21 protein-coding genes are annotated in these 20,530 nt (G+C 62.0%); 12 read left to right on the top strand and 9 right to left on the bottom strand.

The genetic code is table 11. The annotated features are described in order from the left end of the window. The first annotated feature begins 59 nt into the window (after nucleotides 1–59). Nucleotides 60–935 (top strand): LysR family transcriptional regulator, encoded by an 876-nt coding sequence (locus tag V8J55_RS03890; RefSeq protein ID WP_336444435.1) that lies wholly within the window; start codon nucleotides 60–62, stop codon nucleotides 933–935. A 37-nt stretch (nucleotides 936–972) separates the two neighbouring features. Here the strand turns inward: V8J55_RS03890 and V8J55_RS03895 are convergent, their stop codons facing one another. Next, on the bottom strand, nucleotides 973–1,902 hold the full coding sequence (locus tag V8J55_RS03895; RefSeq protein ID WP_336444436.1) for a LysR family transcriptional regulator: 930 nt from the start codon (nucleotides 1,900–1,902) through the stop codon (nucleotides 973–975). 112 nt (nucleotides 1,903–2,014) lie between these two features. Between V8J55_RS03895 and V8J55_RS03900 the strand changes: the two genes are divergently transcribed. Genes V8J55_RS03900 through V8J55_RS03910 form a run of 3 tightly spaced genes read left to right on the top strand, consistent with a single transcriptional unit; the run spans nucleotide 2,015 to nucleotide 3,909 of the window. Next, on the top strand, nucleotides 2,015–2,713 hold the full coding sequence (locus V8J55_RS03900) for a pirin family protein (RefSeq protein ID WP_336444437.1): 699 nt from the start codon (nucleotides 2,015–2,017) through the stop codon (nucleotides 2,711–2,713). A gap of 53 nt (nucleotides 2,714–2,766) precedes the next feature. Beyond that, nucleotides 2,767–3,465, top strand: a complete 699-nt coding sequence (locus V8J55_RS03905; protein WP_336444438.1) for a pirin family protein — start codon at nucleotides 2,767–2,769, stop codon at nucleotides 3,463–3,465. 45 nt (nucleotides 3,466–3,510) lie between these two features. Beyond that, entirely contained in the window at nucleotides 3,511–3,909 is a 399-nt protein-coding gene (locus V8J55_RS03910; RefSeq protein ID WP_336444439.1) for a nuclear transport factor 2 family protein, read from the top strand. A 198-nt stretch (nucleotides 3,910–4,107) separates the two neighbouring features. Here V8J55_RS03910 and V8J55_RS03915 read toward each other — a convergent pair whose 3' ends face one another. After that, complete coding sequence (locus V8J55_RS03915) at nucleotides 4,108–5,499, bottom strand: hypothetical protein (RefSeq protein WP_336444440.1); 1,392 nt, start codon at nucleotides 5,497–5,499, stop codon at nucleotides 4,108–4,110. A gap of 163 nt (nucleotides 5,500–5,662) precedes the next feature. On the opposite strand from V8J55_RS03915, the gene V8J55_RS03920 reads away from it, so the two are divergent. The 6 genes from V8J55_RS03920 to V8J55_RS03945 all read left to right on the top strand — a co-directional run bounded on the left by V8J55_RS03920 (nucleotide 5,663) and on the right by V8J55_RS03945 (nucleotide 12,450). Beyond that, nucleotides 5,663–6,025 carry a hypothetical protein gene (locus tag V8J55_RS03920; protein WP_336444441.1) on the top strand — a complete coding sequence of 121 codons (363 nt, stop codon included), beginning with the start codon at nucleotides 5,663–5,665 and terminating at the stop codon, nucleotides 6,023–6,025. Further along, entirely contained in the window at nucleotides 6,025–6,843 is an 819-nt protein-coding gene (locus V8J55_RS03925; RefSeq protein ID WP_336444442.1) for a hypothetical protein, read from the top strand. The genes V8J55_RS03920 and V8J55_RS03925 overlap by 1 nt, the downstream gene beginning before the upstream one ends. A 203-nt stretch (nucleotides 6,844–7,046) precedes the next feature. Continuing rightward, a complete protein-coding gene (locus tag V8J55_RS03930) occupies nucleotides 7,047–7,712 on the top strand; it encodes a hypothetical protein (protein ID WP_336444443.1) in 666 nt (221 codons plus the stop codon). Nucleotides 7,713–7,963: 251 nt separating this feature from the next. Next, nucleotides 7,964–9,721 carry an SIR2 family protein gene (locus V8J55_RS03935; RefSeq protein ID WP_336444444.1) on the top strand — a complete coding sequence of 586 codons (1,758 nt, stop codon included), beginning with the start codon at nucleotides 7,964–7,966 and terminating at the stop codon, nucleotides 9,719–9,721. Beyond that, nucleotides 9,721–11,169 (top strand): argonaute/piwi family protein, encoded by a 1,449-nt coding sequence (locus V8J55_RS03940; RefSeq protein ID WP_336444445.1) that lies wholly within the window; start codon nucleotides 9,721–9,723, stop codon nucleotides 11,167–11,169. Before V8J55_RS03935 ends, V8J55_RS03940 begins: the two co-directional genes overlap by 1 nt. Before the next feature lie 129 nt (nucleotides 11,170–11,298). Continuing rightward, nucleotides 11,299–12,450: an RES domain-containing protein gene (locus V8J55_RS03945; RefSeq protein WP_336444446.1), complete on the top strand. Its 1,152-nt coding sequence runs from the start codon at nucleotides 11,299–11,301 to the stop codon at nucleotides 12,448–12,450. 392 nt (nucleotides 12,451–12,842) lie between these two features. Here V8J55_RS03945 and V8J55_RS03950 read toward each other — a convergent pair whose 3' ends face one another. After that, nucleotides 12,843–13,304, bottom strand: coding sequence for a hypothetical protein (locus tag V8J55_RS03950; RefSeq protein WP_062185654.1), 462 nt, complete (start codon nucleotides 13,302–13,304; stop codon nucleotides 12,843–12,845). Between the two features lie 9 nt (nucleotides 13,305–13,313). Further along, the gene (gene traA, locus V8J55_RS03955; RefSeq protein WP_336444447.1) at nucleotides 13,314–16,265 is read right to left on the bottom strand and encodes a Ti-type conjugative transfer relaxase TraA; all 2,952 of its coding nucleotides are present in this window, start codon (nucleotides 16,263–16,265) and stop codon (nucleotides 13,314–13,316) included. Between the two features lie 173 nt (nucleotides 16,266–16,438). On the opposite strand from traA, the gene V8J55_RS03960 reads away from it, so the two are divergent. Continuing rightward, nucleotides 16,439–16,762, top strand: a complete 324-nt coding sequence (locus V8J55_RS03960) for a conjugal transfer protein TraD (protein ID WP_152682490.1) — start codon at nucleotides 16,439–16,441, stop codon at nucleotides 16,760–16,762. 16 nt (nucleotides 16,763–16,778) lie between these two features. After that, nucleotides 16,779–17,009, top strand: coding sequence for a conjugal transfer protein TraD (locus V8J55_RS03965; protein WP_062185658.1), 231 nt, complete (start codon nucleotides 16,779–16,781; stop codon nucleotides 17,007–17,009). On the opposite strand, the gene V8J55_RS03970 is transcribed toward V8J55_RS03965, so the two are convergent. The 5 genes from V8J55_RS03970 to V8J55_RS03990 form a co-directional block, all read right to left on the bottom strand. Further along, nucleotides 16,996–17,553 carry a lipocalin family protein gene (locus tag V8J55_RS03970; RefSeq protein WP_062185659.1) on the bottom strand — a complete coding sequence of 186 codons (558 nt, stop codon included), beginning with the start codon at nucleotides 17,551–17,553 and terminating at the stop codon, nucleotides 16,996–16,998. The two genes, V8J55_RS03965 and V8J55_RS03970, sit on opposite strands and share 14 nt — an antisense overlap. 82 nt (nucleotides 17,554–17,635) lie before the next feature. After that, on the bottom strand, nucleotides 17,636–18,076 hold the full coding sequence (locus V8J55_RS03975; RefSeq protein WP_370568755.1) for a MucR family transcriptional regulator: 441 nt from the start codon (nucleotides 18,074–18,076) through the stop codon (nucleotides 17,636–17,638). A gap of 14 nt (nucleotides 18,077–18,090) precedes the next feature. Further along, nucleotides 18,091–19,086 carry a HEPN domain-containing protein gene (locus tag V8J55_RS03980; RefSeq protein WP_336444448.1) on the bottom strand — a complete coding sequence of 332 codons (996 nt, stop codon included), beginning with the start codon at nucleotides 19,084–19,086 and terminating at the stop codon, nucleotides 18,091–18,093. Continuing rightward, nucleotides 19,077–19,331, bottom strand: a complete 255-nt coding sequence (locus tag V8J55_RS03985) for a hypothetical protein (protein WP_062185663.1) — start codon at nucleotides 19,329–19,331, stop codon at nucleotides 19,077–19,079. The genes V8J55_RS03980 and V8J55_RS03985 overlap by 10 nt, the downstream gene beginning before the upstream one ends. Then, entirely contained in the window at nucleotides 19,328–20,221 is an 894-nt protein-coding gene (locus V8J55_RS03990) for an ArdC family protein (RefSeq protein ID WP_062185666.1), read from the bottom strand. The genes V8J55_RS03985 and V8J55_RS03990 overlap by 4 nt, the downstream gene beginning before the upstream one ends. Nucleotides 20,222–20,530: the final 309 nt, after the last annotated feature.

Consider the following 20,530-nt stretch of genomic DNA (forward strand, 5'->3'; position numbering starts at 1 on the left):
TCATGTCATAATGGGTTATTATACCACTGATATGATGAGGCAGTATATCGATTCATGATATGATTAATCTTGCTGACACGCTCGTGCTCGTCGAAGCCGTCGATCACGGCAGCCTTGCTGCGGCGGGACGAAGGCTCGGCCTATCCCCCATGGCCGCGTCGCGCCGGCTCGCGACACTTGAAGCGGAGCTCGGCACGCGCCTGGCGCACCGCTCGACCCGGTCCTTTTCGCTCACGCCGGAGGGCGAAGCGTTCCTGCCCCACGCGCGCGCCATGATAGCACAGGAAGCCGAGGCGCGCGCCGCCGCCACGCCTGCCGGGCAAGGAGCAACGGGGATCCTCCGGGTCACCGCGTCACACGCCCTCGGCCGCAAGCTCGTGCTGCCGATGCTTGCGGGATTCCAACACGCGAACCCGGACCTGCGCGTCGAGTTGATCCTCAGCGACGACCTTGTCGATATCGTCGGCAACGGCATCGACCTTGCCCTGCGAACCGGGGCGCTCCGCGACAGCACCCTGATCGGCAGACGTATCGCGGACAATCCCAGATTTCTTTACGCGTCGCCGGAGTATCTTGGCCGCCATTCCGCGCCGCGCTTCCTTGCGGAGCTCGCTGGTCATGATTGCCTCGCGCACCCCGGGACGACACACTGGTTTTTCGAACGGGATAGAAAACCGGTACAGCAGAAAGTCGGTGGGCACTTCAGCAGCAATAGCGTGGAGGCACTGCACCTCGCATGTCTCGGCGGCCTGGGAATTGCGCGCCTCTCGGAATGGAACGTGCGCGACGAAGTCAAATCGGGTCGACTCCTGCCGATCATGCTCGAAGATGCCGACATGCCGCGCGAGGCGATCTGGGCGGTCTACCCTTCCCTCGCTTTCACGCCGGCAAGGGTGCGAATGTTCATCGAGGCCTTTCGCACGTACGTGCACTGACGCAGGAGGACGGGCGCCTCGCCGCCGGACGCGATCGTCAAAGGTCGATCATCCCCGCAAGTTCGGTATCATTTTGTCCTAGTTCGACGAACTGTTCGAGCAGCCAGGATGCTGCTGGCCCCGGCGGCGTGTCGCGGCGCCAGACGCCGGCGAAACGATAGGTCCCTCCCGGATGGTCAGGCATCGCAAGCTGGACGAGCGTACCCGCGACAAGATCGGGCTCGATCATCGGCAGCGGCATATTGCCCCACCCTATCCCCTCGCGCAGCAGCGCATGCTTGGCGCCCAGATCGGCGAGCCGCCATGTCTTGGGGCTCATCACCGAATAGTCGCGCCCTTCGGTAAAGCGCGAACGGTCGGTCAGCACGAGCTGCGTATAGTCGCGCCCCGCTCCGGGCGGGATGCGCTCCATCCGGCCGAGCGGATGGTCGGGGGCGGCCACCGGGACCATGGAAATCGACCCCGCTGCGACGCATTCGACACCCTCGACCCCGGCCGCCAGCGGCCCCGAGATGCCGAGAATCGCCTTGCGATCGAGCACCATCGCGGTGATTGCGCCGAGCGCTTCGACATGAAGCCGGAGCTGCACCGTCGGAAACTCGGCGGCAAAAGCGCGCAGCACCCGGCCCAGCCGTTCGGACGGCAGCATCACGTCGACCGCAAGATCGACCTCGGCCTCGAGCCCGTCGAGCATCCCCTTCACCTTGGCGCGCAGGCCGTCGATGCCCACCGAAATCGCCCGCGCTTCCGACAAGAGCGCACGGCCCGCGACGGTCAGCTGCGGCTTGCGCGTCCCCTCGCGTTCAAAGAGCGTCAGGCCGAGCTGCGCCTCGAGATTGGAAATGCCGTAGCTGATCACCGAAACGGCGCGGTTGAGTTGGCGCCCTGCAGCCGCAAAGCTGCCCGTGTCGACGATAGCGAGGAAGATACGAAGCTGGTCCAGCGTCGGCGTGCCCGGGTTGTTCACTTTTCTATTTCCTCGAACGTTTCGAAGCAATTTATCCCACTGAACCAAATGGGGCGCAATTCCTAAATTCTGCTCAACGGCGCCCGACCCCGGCGCGCCACGGAGACAGAAAATGATTGAACTTCGCCCTTTCGACAGCCTCGGCGGTGCCAACCACGGCTGGCTCGACGCCAAACATCACTTCTCGTTCGCGGGCTATCACGATCCCGCGCGCACCAGCTGGGGCAATCTGCGCGTCTGGAACGACGACACGATTCAGCCGCAGACCGGCTTCCCGCCCCACCCGCACCGCGACATGGAAATCATCACCTATGTCCGCGAAGGTGCCATCACGCATCAGGACAACCTCGGCAACAAGGGCCGCACCGAAGCAGGCGACGTCCAGGTGATGAGTGCGGGCACCGGTATCCGCCATTCGGAATATAATCTGGAAGACGTTACCACGAAAATCTTCCAGATCTGGATCATGCCGACCCGCGACGGCGAAGCGCCGCAGTGGGGCGCCAAGCCTTTCCCCAAAGGCGAACGGTCGGGCAAGTTCGTGACGCTCGCGTCGGGCTATGACAACGACAATGACGCGCTGCCAATCCGCACCGACGCCCGCGTGGTCGGCGCCACTTTGCTGGCTGGCGAGACCGCCGAGTATCCGCTCGGCAAGGACCGCAAAGCCTATCTCGTCCCGGCCAAGGGCGCGGTTCAGATCGACGACGTCCGGGTGAATGCCCGCGACGGTGCCGCGATCAGCGATATGGACGTGCTGCGCGTGACCGCGATCGAGGACAGCGAGATCGTCCTCGTCGACGCCGCCTGACAATGACCGGAGCGCCGCCTGTCAGGCGGCGCTCCATCTTCCGGGAGAGAGCCATGATCCAGTTCAGGGACCGCGGCGCACGAGGTCGCCACCAGGGGGCTCAGATCGACGCCCACCACAGCTTCTCCTTCGCCGACTATAACGACCCCAAGCATATGGGTTTCCGGGCGCTCCGTGTGCTCAACGAAGACCGCGTCGTTCCCGGCGCCGGCCTGCCCGAACATGGCCATGAAGATATGGAGATCGTGACGATCGTGCTGAAGGGGGCTGTCGAGCATCGCGACAACCTCGGCAACAGCGCTGTCATCCGCGCGGGCGAGGTCCAGCGGATGAGCGCAGGTACGGGTATCCGTCACAGCGAGCGCAATCCGAGCACCGACGAACGCACCCATCTGCTCCAGATATGGATTATCCCCGCTGAAACCGGCGGCCCGCCATCCTATGCGCAAAAGTCGTTCGCCGACGACGGGGCGCGTAACCGCTGGGTCACGGTCGCCAGCGGCGACGGCCGCGACGGATCGCTGACGCTGCGCCAGGACGCGTCGATGGAGATCGCGCACATCGACGATGGCGCAAGCATCGCGCGTACGCTCGACCCAGCTCGCGGCTATTGGATCCAGGTCGTCGCCGGAATCGTCAGCCTCAACGGAATAGAAATGCGCGAAGGCGACGGCGCCGCGATCACTTCGGAAGACAAACTGTTTATCGGGGCGGAGACGGACGTTGAAGTGCTGCTGATCGACCTACCCTGACCGGCACGATGCGCCGACACCCCAAACCCAGCAAGGAGAATGACCATGTCCTCGAGCATCGATCCCGCAGACCAGGCCGCTCCAGCCGACTTCAATCGGCTCCTCCGCGCAAATCTTCAGCGCGTATTCAACGAGCGTGACCCCGGCCTGCGGGCCGCTGCAATTGCGGAACTCTATGTTGCGGACCCAATCATGTACGAGCCCGATGCCGTTATCGAGGGGCGTGAGGCAATATCGGCAGTTGCCGGTAAACTACTCGACCAGTTCGGTGCGGACTTCCGGTTCACTCCCGAAGCCGACGGCATCGGCCACCACCATGTTGGTACACTGCGCTGGCATGCGGGTAACCCATCCACTCCACATATGGTGACGGGAACGGATGTCGCCGAGATCGTCGATGGCAGAATAGCTCGTCTTTGGGTGTTGCTGAACCCAACCGGCTAATTCCCGACTCTGCCGGAAGCTCGATCACCGTCGCGCTCTGGCCGGTTGGAGACTGTCGGCTTCGGAGAGAAATCGTGAAAAGCAGACCTTTAATCGCAAATCGGCACCTCCGACGGAAAAAGACCGATGATCATCTGTCTACGCCCCTTCGCTATCGTGTCTTGCTTCCGCCAGCGTGCAATCGGACAATGGGCGTCGTCATTCGGAAGCCGCGCGCATTAGCCGCTTAAGAAAGGCTGGCACTTCGTCATAGGTTGGAACCCCCTCCTTCGGGTCGGCGATGATCGCGCGGGACCAGAGAATGCGGGTCTTGTAATGGCTCTCATAATCCCATCCCTTGCTGGTAAGCCGCCAGTGCGTCGCCTCGGGTAATAAGGTGTTCGGAAGTGGATGCTTTGCAAATGGATTATGGAAAACCTCTAGTTCTGCGCACCATGGCTCGCGCCCGTCCGGCCAGAGTGAGCGATATTCATCGCCGGCAACGTCGAGGCTGAACGGGATACCGTTGAGCGAACCCGGCGCGCTGTCCTCAAATTTCCCGTATCTAATGTAGCGCCGCCCGCGTGGCGACGCTCCGTGAGTGACCGCGATGCGATTGAATTTGCTCAGCGTGCACGCATTAGTGAAGATCACCGCCGACAGCTCGGCATGCGCATTGTCGCGGAACAGCCCCGCCTTGAAGCCCGCGTGACCGAGTAGGGTTTCGGCCTCAAGCTGCTTAGGTAAACGCTCGGTACCAGTACCCTCAACAGTGGCGCCTATCCCGGTCAGATAACCGATGAGCGCCTCCCGGCTCCAGACCATCGAGGCGCCCGCTTGGAAGTCGGCTAGCGCGAGCGCGAAGGGGTAGCCTTCGACATGTTCCAACCTGTCGTAGCGTCGCTGGAGCTTGCTTCCGATGGTTTTTGCGAAGCGGAGCGCCGCCGGTCCGAAAAAGAGTTCCTCCGGTTCCTCCGGCTGCACCGTCGGCTTCGCATTGACATGCTCATATCGCTCGGGCGGATTGGCGGTGACCGCTTCGATCCAAGCGACCTCGCCTTTGCCATTCTCGATCCGAAAGTCTGGCGCGTCTTCCGGTTGCGTCACGAGCAGGCCTTGCTCGCGAAGACTCGCAAGTAGCTGCGCCTCCCAGAGGCGGGTGTGGAAATTGCCGCTCCGGAGGTCGCTCGCCCAGTTGCGGTCGGGCCGCGGCAGTGCAAGGTAAAGCTCGCCAAGCAACCATCCCGCATTACGATAGGATTCGGTTGTGAGGAGCTTGATGGTTTCGCTCGCCGGCCGCCCGCCGAGATCATAAAGCGAGGGTCGGCGCGCCGTCCCCGCGGGCACTGGCTCCGGCGGTGAGCTTTCCTTCATTTCCGCTCGTGCGCGCTCGCGCGCTTCCGCGACGCCGCGGAGCCCATGGACGTCGCAAACGATCGTCCATACCCGGTCCTCGCGCCGGCGAAGCACAATTAGCCCGATATCGCCGCTCTCGACATGGCGCGTCACCGCTGCCCACGCGCTATCGTCGCTGCTCCGCCAGGCCTCGATCGGCGGCCTATCTCGAAACCCGTGCCCGCGCGGCAGCGCGAGCGCAAAAATGTCGAACATCCCTTGGTGCATCTCCCTCACCACGCCTTGCTCCCGCCCAACGCTTGCGCTCTCGATTGTCGCCCCTTCTCCATCTGGCCGTACCAACGCCCCCTTCTAACCCGCTGGACCTCGTCGATCATGTTGATAGATGTCCCCTTCGCAACAGAATGGGGGGTAGCGCGTGCCGAAGAAAAAATGGAATGACCTCGCGAGATCGCATGCCGTATATCCGGTCTATTCGGCAGGGCCTGTCTCGTCGAGCGCGCCGAAGAAGTTTGACAAGGCAGGACTTACACTGCCCTCACCCTATGGCCTACTATTGGAGTGGCTCGGCAAGAACCTATCGGGAGACTGGGCCGCAACGAAGACAAAAATCGTGGCCTCAGTCCGAATCACCGACCCGCAGGACGCCGCGCAACTGACACAACGGTTTCCCGCGCTCGGCACGTCAATTAAGACTGCGATGAGTCCCCACACTCAGCAAATCCGCTACGCCGACGCGGACTATGCTGCACTTGCGACCGAACTCGGATACGCGGTGTGATGGCAGCCGTCTATTCGCGCCGCACGGTCCTCGCGGCAATCGATGTTCTCGATTGCTGGAACCACGCGCAATTCACCGAGTTTCTTGTCGAACTGGGCCCCGCGATCTACCCCCATATCCGCGACGAGGCAACGAGCCTCAAAAAGCGGCTCAGTGACCTCAAGATTTTTTTCGACCGAAATCCGGGATTCGTTGTCGACGGCACGCCACTTGAAGACGTCTTCATCGAGCGCGCAGTCGCCATGCTCCCGCCCGAACCGAAGCAGACGTTCGAATGGTCGCGTGGTCCGCGGCGCACTGATTACATGGAGGCGTTTCTCCGAGCGCTCGAGCGCGACGGTTTTGTCGTGAGCGAAGGCGCCCTCCGCCGTGCGCTACCGACCGAAATCGGTCTTCCCGATGCCGAGTCCGAATTGGTTCGCCTCCTCGACAAGCATGGGTTCGAGATCGCGAAAAGCCATTTAAACCAAGCCGTCGATGCGCACGCCCGCGCTAATTGGGCGGGTGCGAACGGCCAGATCCGCACCTTCATCGACGCGCTACTAGACACGATCGCCGAGAGGATCGATGCCGCAAACGCCGTACTTTCGACCGGCCAGCCGCGCCGCATCAAGCTCGCGCAGGCGAACTTCCTCAGCACGGCGCTCAACGAATGGAACGACCAAGGCACCGGCTATTTCAATGGGCTGATCCGCCGGCTTCATCCCGAAGGTCCGCACCCCGGCCTCTCGGACGAGGATGACAGCACATACCGCCTTCATGTCGTGTTGTTGACTGCGAAGCTGCTGATGCGCCGGTTTGACCGCGGCCCGGCCTGATCGCACCTTCGCCTGCAATAAGATTGCCTCGCGCACAAAGGCAATCAGACTAATTTTTGCTCGCACGAACGTCTTCTGACGCCGACAAGGCGGAGCACTCTGCAGCCCTCATGCGCATGGATTTGCTACATTACGCATAATATTGCAATTTCATGCTCTTTACCTTAACCAAATGCTTTGATTCGAGCTTTTGAGAGGTTCTGGTGGCATTTCGCGCAGATGAAGCGGCAGAGGTCGGACTGGAGCGAGTTAAACGATATCTCATCCCGCGCAGCTTGACTGCGGATGAGCGGCAACACGCGGAGCGTGCATTAGCGGATATCGTCACAACTTGTGGGCCCGTCGTGGGAGGCTATCCCAGTTGGCACCCGCTTGTGGCGAAATCGCTGAAAGCGAGCGACCAAGTAACAATCCCAAGCGAACGCTGTGGATATCGCGGCCTCGACCACACGGTCTACTTCGCCCATGGATTTGTCACTTGTCCCTACGGAGACGGCGAAGAAGTAATGCGCTCCGCGAACGACATTGTTGGCCCAAAGAACATCTACGTGACGGCCGAGGCTCTTGACGCACCGTTCTATTCCAAGGGGACGACGCCGATCCTCGTAAAGTGCGAGTGGATGACTGACCTCGAGCATGGCTACACTATTCCAAAATCTCTCGCCGTACCGCTTATGCTCGAGAAAGAAGTGCCAGCTTGGCGATGGTCTGAGGTGGGCGAAACATGGGAAAATATGCGCACATACTTCTTAGGTTCACCTCATGGCGCGCGATCATCACTGTTTGTCTCTCAAGATACGGCGTTGGCTATGAAGAAGATCTACGAAGCGATGGTCAACTCGGGAATGTATGGCCCGATCTACCGCTGATTTCGCCCGTTTTAATTCGTCCTAGACAATAAAGATCTTAGATGGGCGCTATTTTCCCGATATACTTTGATTGAATCTGGAAGTCATAAGTTAAGCCACGATAAGATTTGCCGAAGGAGAGCCCTATCAGTTCCGTTCCCACAATGTCCGCGGCTCAGTTTGCGACGGCCTTGGCCCTCCGGCCAAATCTGGTCGCATGGTTTCTCGGCGCTGGCGCGTCGGCTGCATCCGGGATCCCGACCGGGTACGCAATGATCCGAGACTTTAAGGCCCAAATCTTCTGCCAAGAGACAAACCTTTCCAAGCGGGAAATAGATACCGCCGACCCAATTTGGATTGAACGGATCAATGATTTCTTCCGCGGAACCTCGCTGCTGCCGCCTGATGGAGATCCCACGGAGTATGCGGCTGCCTTCGAAGCGGTCTACCCGCAGCCTCGCCACCGTCGACAATATATTGCGGATGCAATTGCCAAGGGTACTCCATGCTTCGGACACAAGGTGCTCGCCAGCCTGATGGCGGCGGGTAAGGTCGACTGCATCTTCACGACTAATTTCGACCCGCTCGCGGAAGACGCCGTAACTTCTGCTAACACGATCCTGCCGATCGCCGAACAGAGACGGCCCACTGTGGCGGCGATCGACTCCGCTGACCGCGCCATGCGTTGCCTCGATGAATCCGACTGGCCGCTGATCGCGAAACTCCATGGGGATTACCAGTCAATAGCGATCAAGAATACCGGATCGGAGCTGGAGCAGCAGGATGCTCGCATGCGGCACGTGCTGGTCGAGGCCGGCAAGAGATTTGGCATGCTGTTCGTAGGCTACAGCGGACGCGATGCTTCGATTTTGGAAGCCTTGAACGACGTCCTTGCTTCGCCTTCACCGTTCCCGAACGGGCTTTATTGGGTCGCCTCAGCAGCGAGCCGCCTGCTCCCGGCGGTCACTGAATTCCTAGATCGAGCGCTAGCGGCCGGAGTTGACGTGTCGGTTGTCGAATGCACGACGTTCGACGAGCTGGCCGCCGAGATCATCAAGACGACCGACATGCCACATGCGCTCTACGATAGCGTAATGGAAGGGCGGCCTACGCCGCGTCTTATCCCCGTTCAAATTCCTCATGCCAAAGCCCGGGCATTCCCGGTGCTGCGTTATTCGGCCATTCTTCTCCAATCGATGCCGAGCACCGCGAGGCGCATCAAGCTGAGTCAATCGACTACGTCCGCGGAGGTGCGCGAAATCTTCAAGGCGAGCGGATGTCGAGCAGCCGCCGCCGCGTTGGGGCGGGAGCTTGCGGTGTTCGGGCGGGACCAAGAAATTCTCGACGCATTAGCGCCGCTGGGCCCCTCGATTGCAGGAACGATCGACCTCGACCCTGTCGCTGATAGCTGGGCCTTAGGCTTGCTCTACGATACGCTCGTCCGATCTCTCGCCCGACAGCGCCCGCTTATCCCTCGCTATAGGCGTTCAGGCCACTCGCTGGTCGTCGCCACACCGCGTGAAGGCGATGATCCCGAGCGATCGCACCGCCAGCAGCAAGTTCTGTCTAGGTTACGCAGCGCCTATGGCACTGGTCTTTTCGGCGCAGTACCTAAGCTTGGCTTCCCGTTTCAGGAGGGGGTTCACCTCAAGCTAGAACAGGTGGACGGCAAGTGGTGGTGCGGGTTCGAGCCGTACACCTTCGTTCAGCTACCGCGCCAGGACCCCCTTCAATCGGACAGGGATGATCTCTCTGCTGACCAAGCTCCAGCTGAAATGGGTATGCAGGTAGAGCGCCGGGGTGATCCCGCTGGGGACTGGCGTCGAGAACGCTGGGCTCCGCGATTTAACAAGAGCTGGGCCAGCATTATTGGGGCTTGGGCACAACTTCTCACCGAAACGGCCGGGACGACGCGAAGCGCTTTCGGGCTTGAAGATGGCATGGGCATTGACGCCGTGTTCAAAGTGTCACCCGTCACAGGGTACAGCCGCCCGTCGCACCATCATACCTACTTCGATAGGAGCAAGTGATGGTGAACCCAGCCCTGACCGAGCTGCCGCCATTCACGCTTTTGGACGAGCCCGATCTGTCGTTTTCGCCATCCGACGCCTCGCAGGTCGATGTTCATCCACTGCGCGGGCTTGTCAATTTCGGGCCGTATTCGATGGGATCGTTTAGCGGATATACCCCGCGCGTGCGTATAGCCACGGTTGGCCCAGAAAGCGCCTTCCACCGGCGCGGTGATTTGATGCGGCTATTACGCGACGTGCATCGGGCTACCGACCGAGCCGAATATGTGCCCGAATATCCGGGCTTCGAACGCCTGTTCCGGGTGGCACTCGAGGCTGCACCAGCCAGCGCACACGTCAAGTGGCCGGAACACCTAGAGCAGTTGTCAGGCGATGGCGATGCGCAGTACCGCCTCTACCTTGCCATGGATGCCGCGCTCCGCAGGCTCGAGGCCGTTCGCAACGAGTTCGACGTGGTGCTGGTCCATTTTCCCGATGCCTGGGAAACGGCGACACGCGGAAAATTCTTCGACGCGCACGACGCACTGAAGGCACTGGGCGCTAAGTATAATATTCCGACCCAAGTACTGAACGATCGCGCCTTCACCTTCAACTACAAAGCTTCGCTCGCCTGGCGTCTTTCCACCGCCCTCTATGTGAAGGCTGGAGGCACGCCGTGGAAGCTCGCTCCACTTGTAGGCGTGCCTACCGATACCGCCTATATCGGACTGGCCTACGCTCTGCGCGGCGACCAGCAGGATGCGCATTATGTGACGTGCTGCTCGCAAGTCTTTGACATGGACGGCGGGGGCATGCAGTTCGTTGCGTTCGAAGCCCGAGACCCGGTGGCCGACATTGTCGAAGCTCGCAGAAACCCCTTTCTGAGCCGCGACGACATGCGCGCGGTCCTCGCCCGAAGCTTGGAACTCTATCAGGGGCGCAATGGCGGCGACCTGCCAAAGCGCATGGTCATTCACAAAACAACGGCCTTCAGGGATGCCGAAATCGAGGGCGCCTTCGATGCACTTGCTGGCGTAGGGGAGATAGAGTGCGTTGAGGTGGGCTCGGCGTCATGTTGGCGGGGTGTCTGGCTCATCAAATCGGGCGTGGAGAAACCGCCGTCTAAGCCGTCGGGTTTTCCCGTGCCGCGCGGAACAATGGTGGTCCGCACAGGCAACTCGGCTTTGGTATGGGTAGCGGGCAACGCTCCCCAAGTTTCGACCAAAGACGACTACTATCAAGGCAAAAAGAGCATTCCGCGTCCCCTTCAACTGATCCGCCATGCGGGCAGCGGGCCGCTTGAGCTGACGGCTCGTGAGGCATTGGCGCTCACCAAGATGGATTGGAATAATGACGCGCTATACGATCCTGTGCCAGTTAGCATTCGCTATTCGCAGAGACTGGCACGCACGATAGCAAACGTCCCCGACCTGCCGCGCAATGTCTACCCATATCGCCTGTTTATGTGACGACTTCACCCTTTTTCGAGGGGTTCGGGTGAGAGGAATCGGCGAAGCTCAAGAGGCTTTGTTTGGGCAAACAAAAGGTGCAAGCCTCCGCTCGCGTGAGCAGGCTTTGTACGAGGTTGGGGACGCGTGATGAATGTATGTCCGGAGTGCTTTGAGAATACGACGCTGAAGCGCCGGCTTATCGAAATTCGGCCCGCTCTCCCCGACGGCGAGTACTGCCAGTTCCATCCGACCCGCAAGGCCATCCCGATTGCTGAAGTCGGCCGGATCGTCGAACCGGCTTTGCGTGCGAACTACGCGATCGGCGAGTGGATGTTCGACTCGCAGGAGGGCGACGACCTCCACACGGTGATTAATGAGACAACTGGCGCCGACGATGATCTGGTCATCGACGCGCTCATCGGATGGCTGATTGACAACGATGACTACTGGCCGCCTGACGGTGAGGAGGCCTTCTTCGCGGAGGACCAGACATACGTCCCGATCCGCGTCGACGGCTGGCGCCATGGTGCACTATGGCGTCGCTTCCGCGAGGCGATACTCCACCACCAGCGCTTCTTTAACGATCCCGCCAAGGAGTTCCTCGCCGAGATTTTCGACGGAATCCAGAATCAGTCAGACATCGACAATAAGCCAGCCTTCTACCGCCTTTCGCCCGCAGATGAGCCCCTCTTCTATCGCGCCCGCATCGTCGCCGACGAGGAAGCCTTCCGCGCGATAGCGCAGAACCCCGCCGGTCTGATGGGACCGCCTCCCCGACCGCTACGGCGGGCGGGACGTATGAATGCTGCCGGCATCGCGGTGTTCTATGGCGCGACGGAGAAGGACACTGCAGTCGCCGAGTTGCGCCCCGCCGTGGGCTCGCTAATCAGCCTAGCCGCGTTCCGTGTCTACCGCCCGATTCACGTGCTCGACCTCACACGGTTCACTCGGGCGGGCAGGCAGCTCGATATCTTCGCCAAAAACCAGATGGTCCGCGCCACGCAATGGGCGTTCATGCAGAGCTTCGCGTCCGAGATCAGCCAGCCAATCCTTCCGGGGGACGAGCACCTAGAATACGTTCCCGCGCAGGTGGTGGCAGAGTACCTCACCAACAAGTCTGTGCGCTGGCGGGGGGGACGAGGTGACACCCGACGCGATCATTTTTCGTTCAGCGCAGCGGGAAGGTGGGAAGAACATCGCTGTTATGGGCGACGCCGCGATCATCTGCGTGCAAGCGCCTCAAGAAGCGGAAGGCGAAGCTCCGCCCACGCGCCCCGAGGCGGACTTCGATTTTCTTGACTTCGCTTCCCCTCTCCCCGCAGCGTCGAACGCTGGGTTGGCTTATGTGGAAGGCTCGATCGAGTTGCTGGAGGTGGGATCGGCGGTCTATGCCGTCGACACTCACTACGCGTCGCCGACTATTGGCCTCGCACTACCTGATCTAGATGCCCAAGATTTCTAGCGAGTACCTCGTCTACCGGTGTGACAAACGCCATCGAGAAAGAGCACCCGGATCCCAATTGGCAATTCTCAGAAGCCTGCCATCGCCGTACGAGGGCCAAAGTACTCAGTGTCGGCCGTTCTTGCTTCAGCTCCGGGCGAGAAGAACTATGACTGCTTACAGGATCGTCGGCCGGGGGCCGAACGGCGACAATCGAGGCGCATTGCCGCCGAGACACGGTACTGTCATTTTAGGTCCAAACCGCCACGCCGATGAGCGTCAAGAACGCACCAAACATCAATCCGCCCGTGCCCGCCCATGTCACCCACCAGTTCTGTTGGTCGTTCGAGCGCTTCTGCTTGATCATGCCCTCGACCCGGCCGAGCGAGCGCGCCAGCGCGTCGCACGCCTCCACGAGGATCTTGCGGTCATCAGCTCGGTAGGTGATCAATCCTTCGTGCATTTCCGTAGCAATCGTCAGCGGCGTGAGCAGCATCGCCGGGTGTTCGTTGATGCTTTCTACGTGCTTTTCCAACTGGCCGAGCCGCGTTTCCATGTCGCGCAGCGTTGGCGAGTAATCGGGGAGCTTGTCCTTGGCCGAGGTCAGGCCTTCGATCGCGGTGCGCTGAAGCGATATCTCGCGGCGCAGATCCTCGAAGGCGGTGGCGGCATCGGCGGGCTGCCGGGCTGTGCGAGCTGGTTTCTGGGTCATGGATGCAGCCTACATCCCTATGCCCATGCCGCGTCCACGGCCTAGACTTAGCTGGAGATCCTGAGACAGCGTTTTCGTGCTCATAACGTCCAGCCCGAGCTGCGCACGCCGGTTCTGAAGCAGCGACTCGAGCTGCGGGTCGCGGTGAAGGCTCTTCGCCATGTCGCTCAGATTGGCACGCGCCGCGTCGCGCGCCGCATAGGTCGGGGCGTCCTTCACGCGCGCGCTCTCCTTCTTCCAGGTCGCAACGAACAGATCGGCCTGCTTCTCGGTATCGGCGGCAAGCCTGACGCGATCGCGCGTAGTGCGTTCGGCCGCTGCTCGCTCGGCAGCGCGTGCCGCGTCCTGGCGATCCATCGCCGCCATCGCGCCATCAGTCCGACCCTCCGCCGCGTCCTTCGTCAGCTGGTAGCTCTTTCCGAAAGCCTCACGCAGATCGTTCGCGGCGCCGGGACGCAGCGCATCGAGTTCCCGCCGGGCCGTGCGATAGGCATCGAGTTCGTGCGGCAGTTCCTTCCCGCCGGCGCGCCGGGCATCGACGATCTGCTTCGTGATGCGCGCGAATCGCTCAATGGCCTTGTCGAGCGGCGAACGCGACGGCTCGGCATCGAGCAACCGGGCGCTCACGCGGACCTCCGCAAACTTGACTGGGCGCCGCCGTTCGGTTGTCACTGCGGCTGGCGTCTCGCGCGCGACGGAAAGTTTCAGCCCGTCGAACATGCCGCGCTTGGGCTCGGTCGACTTCGCGGGTGTCGGTGCCCGATAGTCGCTCGCCATGTCCTTGCCGCGCTCGCGCGAGGCAGCATGCACGAGCCTGTTCCGAGTCGCAAAATCGTCGCGGCCGTAATATAGATCGACCTGCTCGCGATGCCTGGACAGCGCGACGTAAGTCGAGTGGCTGTCTACCCCCGGCGTCGCGAGCACCTGCACGCGGTCGACGGTCATGCCCTGCGCCTTGTGGATCGTCGCGGCATAACCATGATCGACATGGGCATAGTCCTTCAGGTCGAAGGCGATGCTACGTCCGTCGTCGAGCATCACCGCCATGCGCATGCGGTCGACATTCTGCACCGTGCCGAGCGAGCCATTCTTCACGCCGATGCTCCGCTCGTTCTTCAGGAACATCACACGGTCGTTCGCGGCGAGCATCCGCTCGCCGCGTTCGACGGTGATAGCAACCTCGGCCCCGAGCGCGCCGTTCGTCTTCAGTCGGTCGCGCACTTCCTCGTTGAGCGCCCGCACCTCGTCATTGATGTGGGTCAGGATGATCCGGCTGGCATCCGGATAGTGTCGGCGATCACGATCCCAGGCATCGACCAGCTCGGCGCGCGACGCCTCGCGGGTTTCGGCCGCGTGCACAAAGCCGGCCTCAGCATAACGCCCGATCGCCTCGCCGGTCCGTCCGGTCGCAAGCTCACGCGTCGCTTCGCGCTGCCAGCCCTCCTGCTGGCGGCGGATGTCCATGATCTCGACAGCGCCGTGACGTTCGGCTGCAGCGCGGAACGCGGCACCCGCTTCGATCGCCTGAAGCTGCTGCGGATCGCCGACCAGGACGACCTTGGCGCCCTGACGCTCCGCTTCGGACACGACGCGTTCGAGCTGGCGCGTCCCCACCATCCCCGCCTCGTCGATGACGAGGACATGCTTGTCGGTTAGACGCTCCCGATCATTGGCCCATTGATGTTCAAGGCTCGCGAGCGTGCGCGATGCGATACCGGAGCCATGCTCGAGACCCTCCGCCGCAATGCCCGACAGCGCGGCACCCTGTACCTGATAGCCAGCCGCTTCCCATGCCTCGCGGGCAACGCCGAGCATCGCGCTCTTGCCGGTCCCAGCATAGCCGATGACATTGCTGACTCCGCGCGCGCTGGTGACATGCTCGAGCGCGCCGCGTTGCTCGGCGGAAAGGTCAAGGCCGCGCGCTGACGCGCCGGCCAGCGCCCGTTCGCGGTGACGGTCGGCGACAGCGTGATTACGACGCGCGTCGAGCGTGGCGGTGGCGTGCTTGAGCCGCTGCTCGGTCTCGATCATTGATTTGGACGTGAACCGATCGTCGCCGCGTCCATCCCTGCCAAGCGCGATGAGATCGGGCGACGATTTGACTGCCGACATGACGGCGTCGAACTGCTCCTTGCCGTCGCTGTGGCGGTGCACGAACATCGCAAGATCGCGGTTGGTGAACGTTGCCTGGCGATGCGTGATCGCGTCGAACGCGATGCCGGGATTGGCGATGATCTTCTCACCATTTGTGCGCGCGATCTCGATATGCTCGGCGAGCCGATCAGCCTCCAGCCCTTCGGCCGCCATGCGCGAGGCCGCCGGGCCTATCTTGTGCTGTGGCTCGAGGTCGATGCCCTGCGCTTCCAAGGTCCGATGATCGACGCGCGCATCAATGTCGATCGCGGCAAGCCGCTCGTTGACATGCTCTGCCCAGGCTTCGCGCCAATGCGTCAAAAGCTCGGTGCGGTTCCAGTCGCGCACCTTGGCGCCGAACTCGGCGCTTCCATCCTCACCGATCTTGATCTCGCGCATCGTCAGCATGACATGGGCGTGCGGCTTGGCGAGCACGTCGGCGCCGATGTCCCAATGCACATTTAGATCGGCGACCATCCCGCGATCGACGAACTCGGCTTGCACGAAATCACGGGCGAGCGCGATGCCCTGTTCTTGGGTCATCTCTCTGGGAATCGCAAACTCGATCTCGCGGGAAAGCTGCGCGTCCCTGCGAAGCTCGGCCGCCTCGACATCGTTCCAGAGCCGTTCCCTATCGCGCCACTGCTCGTCAGCGCCCTCGGGCAGCAGCACCTCGCTGTGGACGACACCCGCCTTGTTCGAGAAGTCATGGCTGCGACCGAGCCGCTCATCGTGCAGCCGGTCGGCCGAGCGATAGGCGGCGGCGGCGACCGCGCTGCTGCCGCCGGCGCGGGAAATCACTTTTGCCGAGAAATGATAGATCGCCATGAGGGCTATTCATTTAGGGCAAAACGAGCACGTCGGCACGACGTATAAGCGCGCCCTCACACGATTTCATCGCGCTCGGGATCAGGTCATCTCACGGAATTCCAGGACCTTGCGGGGCCGTGAGACTCGGCATAGCTGGTTCGTCCGATCCCATGAACATGGAAGGACAAACGATGCGTAAACCCCGCGATTTTGATGCCGAACTCCAGGCACTGACCGACAAGGCGAAGGCGCTCAAGACGAGGAAGCAGGGCCAGTTCGGCGAGTTGGTCATAGCAACGGGTGCCGACGCCCTGTCTATCGAGCAGTTGGCAGGTGCGCTGCTCGATGCCGTGGGCACCGACGCGGCGCAGAAGGAGGCGTGGCGCAAGAGCGGCGCGGCCTTCTTTCGCGGAGACGGCGCCCGCGCTCGCAAAGGCCCTGGCCGGAACGCGGGCAGCGCATCGGCGAGCGGTGCAGGCCCGCAACCGCCTGCAGGCGAAGCGGGCACGGCATGACACGCGCGAGTGGCAGGTGAAACGACGCGAACGCACCCGCCAGCTGATCGAGCTTGGCGGCCTGATCGCCAAGGCGGATCTGATCGAGCTCACCGGCGACGATCGCGCCGTCATTCTCGGACTGCTCGTCGCTGCCGCCGCGACGCTGCGCGGCGAAGCGCGCGAACAGCACATGCTACTCTGGCGCCGCCGGGGGCGGCGCGCGTTCGCGGCCGCTCCGTTGGACAATGCAATCAGTGCCGGGTGAAGTGAATCATCGACCAATTATAGCCAAGCGCGCGAACGCGCGCTTCGAGCTCGTTCAGAAGCGCCGCGCCAGGCTTGGCGTTGCGCGTGAGAACCCAAAGATAGCGCCCCGACGGCTCGCCGACGATCGACCATTCATAATTGTCGCCATGGTCGAGCACCCAGTAGTTGCCGTAGAAGGGACGGAAGAAGGACACCTTCAACTTGGCGTTCGTCGCCTTGTCCTCGATCCTGGCCTTACCGACGGATTTGCGCAGCTTGCCATTGGGGCCACGCTTGCGACCCTGGTTGACGACGCAAACAGTGCCGTCGCGGTTCAGCGAATAATCCGCCGTTACGGCTTCCAGGCCCTCCTCGAACGATGCGTCGTAACGATATTGCTCGTACCAGCGACCCATATATCGGTGGAGGTCGACCGCCTTCGCGGGGTCGGGGACCGAGTAGTTCCCGACCGGTCCGGGGCGCGGATAATATTTCCAGAGGAGGTAGGCGAACGGCGCGGCGACGGCTGCCGCCGCACCGGCGGCAAGAACGGGCTTCTTCATGGATACTCCGTGGAAAATTGGTCCACGGTCTTACGCGCGAAACCGAGGTTCGTTGCCACGCCGACGGCGCGACTACGGAGGACTATTTCGCTTTTGCGCGTCCGCGCGGGGCAGGCTTGCGGCCGCTGCCGCGGCCCTTGGTGCCAAGGCCGATCTGCTTGGCAAGTTCGCGGCGCTTCTCGGCATAATTGGGCGCGACCATCGGATAATCCTTCGGCAGGTTCCACTTCGCGCGATAGTCATCGGGCGTCATGCCGAACTTCGTCATCAGATAGCGGCGCATCATGGTGAGCTTCTTGCCGTCTTCAAGACAGACGATGTAATCCGGCTTCACCGACGAACGAACTGACACGGCGGGCTGCTGCGGTTCGGGTTCCGGCTCGGCGTTCGCGGAAAGACCAGCGAGCGCTTCGTGCACCGACCGGATGACCAACGGAATGTCGGAAATCGCCACGCTGTTGTTGCTGACGTGGGCTGCGACAATATCAGCGGTCAGCGTGACTAGCGTTTCATGATCTTCCAAATCGATATCCTTCTCTATTCGGCGGCGCGGTTCGCGCTGCCGAGCGCCGCGATATGATCGCGGCAAATTTTTCCGACGAGGCCTTCGAGCACGGCGACGCGCTCACCGATCCAAGCCAATTCCTCGGCGCTGATCTTGTAGTGCGGCGAGTAGCGTGCGTTGACATAGGCGAGCCGCAAAAGCTCGAAGCAACGGCGACTGAACTTGTCGTCGCGCGGCCATGCTTCAACCAATTCAGGCGCAATCTGCTCGCATTGCGACCGAAGGAAATTAAGCCGGTGCGATTTGGGACTGTAGAGAGACAGCACGAGGAGCGCGCAATGATAGAAGCGCTCCGTGGCCTGATGGAATAGAAACGCCGCTTCCTTGTTTCGGGCCTTCGATAGAGCGTAGGCTGCCGTGTCGCGAAATCCCGACGCAGTACCGAACCATTCTTCAAAGTGCTTTTCTGCTTCAACCAGCGCTTCGTCGGCAGGCAGATTGCGCGGTTGTGCAAACTCATATCCCTCGGCCTCGTAGAGCGCGATGCCCTGCTCGACGATATCGACAAAGAAGGGACGCCCGCGCTCAAGCTGCGCGTTCACATCTTTCAGAGAGTGAACGATGAAGCTGACCGGCGCGGTCAGCGTGTGGTTGATCGTGACCTCGCGCATGAGGCGGTCTTCGGCCGCCGACCAATGTTCGAACTCGGTCAGCCGTTCGTTGTTCACGACGACGAGGATGTCATAGTCCGACTGGTAGCCGCCGACGGGATCATCGACCCAGTCGCCGCGCGCATAGCTGCCGTAGATAACGATCTTGAAAATGCGGCCCTTGCGGTTCCAGTCCGAGTTGCCGCGCGCATGCGCGATTTCGAATTCCTCGAACAGGATGCGCACGACATCGGCAAGCTCGCGCTGCTTGGATTGCGGGAGATGATCGAGACCTGTTCGCATCCTTTTCACCCTGTAAGGCGGCGGGGGGGGGGGGGCCCCCCCCCCCCCCCCCCCCCCCCCGCCGATCAAAGCCATGGCCAAACCAGATGCGGGAAGCGCGCATGGAGGCAGCGCGACCACATGCCAAGCGCGCAGGCGAAGTCGTGGGTGACCTCATCAACGGTGATACCGTGGCGCGACGCCAGCTCCTCGTAAGGCGTTTCATCGAAGCGGATCGACAGGAAGATATCCCCCTGACGCGCGGTCATCTTGCCGAGCGCGATCACCATGCGGCGTTCGGCGTCCTCGATGGTGACGGTCGAAAGATCGCGGCGCCTCATTGTCCCGCTCCTGCGAAGGCAAGCAGATAATCGCTAGCCTTGCTCGCCTGACTGGCGGCGCGGAAGATCGCCTTTTCGTCGCCGCGCAATACCGACAGCCACGACGCGATATAATCGGAATGACGAACGGTCGGCGCGATGCCGAGCGACGCACAGGTGAACGCCGACGCCATCTCGGCGACAAGTTCCTCCTTCGCGTAGCTGTCCGATCCGAACCCGCCCTTCTGGTCGCGGTCCAGACGGCTGCCGTGACCGGTCCAATGACCAAGCTCATGCAGCGCCGTCCGATACCAGTTGATCGGCTCATGAAACGCTGCCTGCGGCGGCACAGCCACAAAATCATGGCTCGGGCTGTAAAAGGCGTCACCGCCGCCAATCTGGAAGCGCGCGCCGGTCGCGGCGATCAGCGCATCGGCCGCGCCGACGGCAATCACCGGATCGGGACTGACCATCGGCGTGATATAGGCCTCGGGCAGTCCCTCACATTGATCAACATTGAACACGACGAAGCGCTTGAGGAACGCCACCTGCCGCGCCTCGCGTTCGTCGCCGCGCGCGGCTTCGGCTTCCGCCTTGGGCGTGAAGCGATCGGCATAGCAGATGACCGTGCCCTTCTCGCCGCGCCGGACATTGCCGCCTGCGGCTTCGGCCTGCCGGTAAGTTAGCCAGCGCTGCGACGCATAGCCCTTGGCGACAACCTCGGCCCACAGGATCAGGACATTAATGCCGGTATAGCGCCGCGCGGTTCCGGCATTTTGCGGCATGGTGCATCCACATGCCGCGCTGTCCCAAGGCTGCACCCATGGCAGCCGCCCTTCTTCGAGCTCCACGATGATCCGGTTGGTGACCTCCGAATAGAGGCTCGCCCGTTCGATTCTTTCCTTGCGCATATCCTTGCTCCTTCCAGCCACCGCACCCCGGCCCGGAAGGGGGCGGAGGTGGGCGGCAGGAAGGAGCCGGCAGACCCGCATCATCGGGCGGGCTGCATCCGAAGGACCGGAACGAAGAGGAGGACCCGCAGGGTTGCGGCCCGACCGGGCGGGGCTAAGGCGAGTGACGCCCACCTCCGTCCCCGCAGCGCCGGGACATCTACGCCGCCGCAACGCGGCGACCGAATGCGCGCCAGCGGCGCCCTCGTCCCACGCGAATCAGATCATCCCCGCGCCGGTTACGGCGCGACATTTTGAGCGCGGCCGTCG

Source organism: Sphingopyxis sp. CCNWLW2 (assembly GCF_037095755.1).
Taxonomy (GTDB): Bacteria; Pseudomonadota; Alphaproteobacteria; order Sphingomonadales; family Sphingomonadaceae; genus Sphingopyxis.

Excerpts from the sequence above, each read along its gene's own strand:
- V8J55_RS03890 (WP_336444435.1), top strand. The coding sequence starts at position 60 with ATGATTAATCTTGCTGACACGCTCGTGCTCGTCGAAGCCGTCGATCAC.
- V8J55_RS03900 (WP_336444437.1), top strand. The coding sequence starts at position 2,015 with ATGATTGAACTTCGCCCTTTCGACAGCCTCGGCGGTGCCAACCACGGC.
- V8J55_RS03905 (WP_336444438.1), top strand. The coding sequence starts at position 2,767 with ATGATCCAGTTCAGGGACCGCGGCGCACGAGGTCGCCACCAGGGGGCT.
- V8J55_RS03910 (WP_336444439.1), top strand. The coding sequence starts at position 3,511 with ATGTCCTCGAGCATCGATCCCGCAGACCAGGCCGCTCCAGCCGACTTC.
- V8J55_RS03915 (WP_336444440.1), bottom strand. The coding sequence starts at position 5,499 with ATGTTCGACATTTTTGCGCTCGCGCTGCCGCGCGGGCACGGGTTTCGA.
- V8J55_RS03925 (WP_336444442.1), top strand. The coding sequence starts at position 6,025 with ATGGCAGCCGTCTATTCGCGCCGCACGGTCCTCGCGGCAATCGATGTT.
- V8J55_RS03935 (WP_336444444.1), top strand. The coding sequence starts at position 7,964 with ATGATCCGAGACTTTAAGGCCCAAATCTTCTGCCAAGAGACAAACCTT.
- V8J55_RS03940 (WP_336444445.1), top strand. The coding sequence starts at position 9,721 with ATGGTGAACCCAGCCCTGACCGAGCTGCCGCCATTCACGCTTTTGGAC.
- V8J55_RS03945 (WP_336444446.1), top strand. The coding sequence starts at position 11,299 with ATGAATGTATGTCCGGAGTGCTTTGAGAATACGACGCTGAAGCGCCGG.
- V8J55_RS03950 (WP_062185654.1), bottom strand. The coding sequence starts at position 13,304 with ATGACCCAGAAACCAGCTCGCACAGCCCGGCAGCCCGCCGATGCCGCC.
- traA (WP_336444447.1), bottom strand. The coding sequence starts at position 16,265 with ATGGCGATCTATCATTTCTCGGCAAAAGTGATTTCCCGCGCCGGCGGC.
- V8J55_RS03960 (WP_152682490.1), top strand. The coding sequence starts at position 16,439 with ATGCGTAAACCCCGCGATTTTGATGCCGAACTCCAGGCACTGACCGAC.
- V8J55_RS03970 (WP_062185659.1), bottom strand. The coding sequence starts at position 17,553 with ATGAAGAAGCCCGTTCTTGCCGCCGGTGCGGCGGCAGCCGTCGCCGCG.
- V8J55_RS03980 (WP_336444448.1), bottom strand. The coding sequence starts at position 19,086 with ATGGCTTTGATCGGCGGGGGGGGGGGGGGGGGGGGGGGGGCCCCCCCC.
- V8J55_RS03985 (WP_062185663.1), bottom strand. The coding sequence starts at position 19,331 with ATGAGGCGCCGCGATCTTTCGACCGTCACCATCGAGGACGCCGAACGC.
- V8J55_RS03990 (WP_062185666.1), bottom strand. The coding sequence starts at position 20,221 with ATGCGCAAGGAAAGAATCGAACGGGCGAGCCTCTATTCGGAGGTCACC.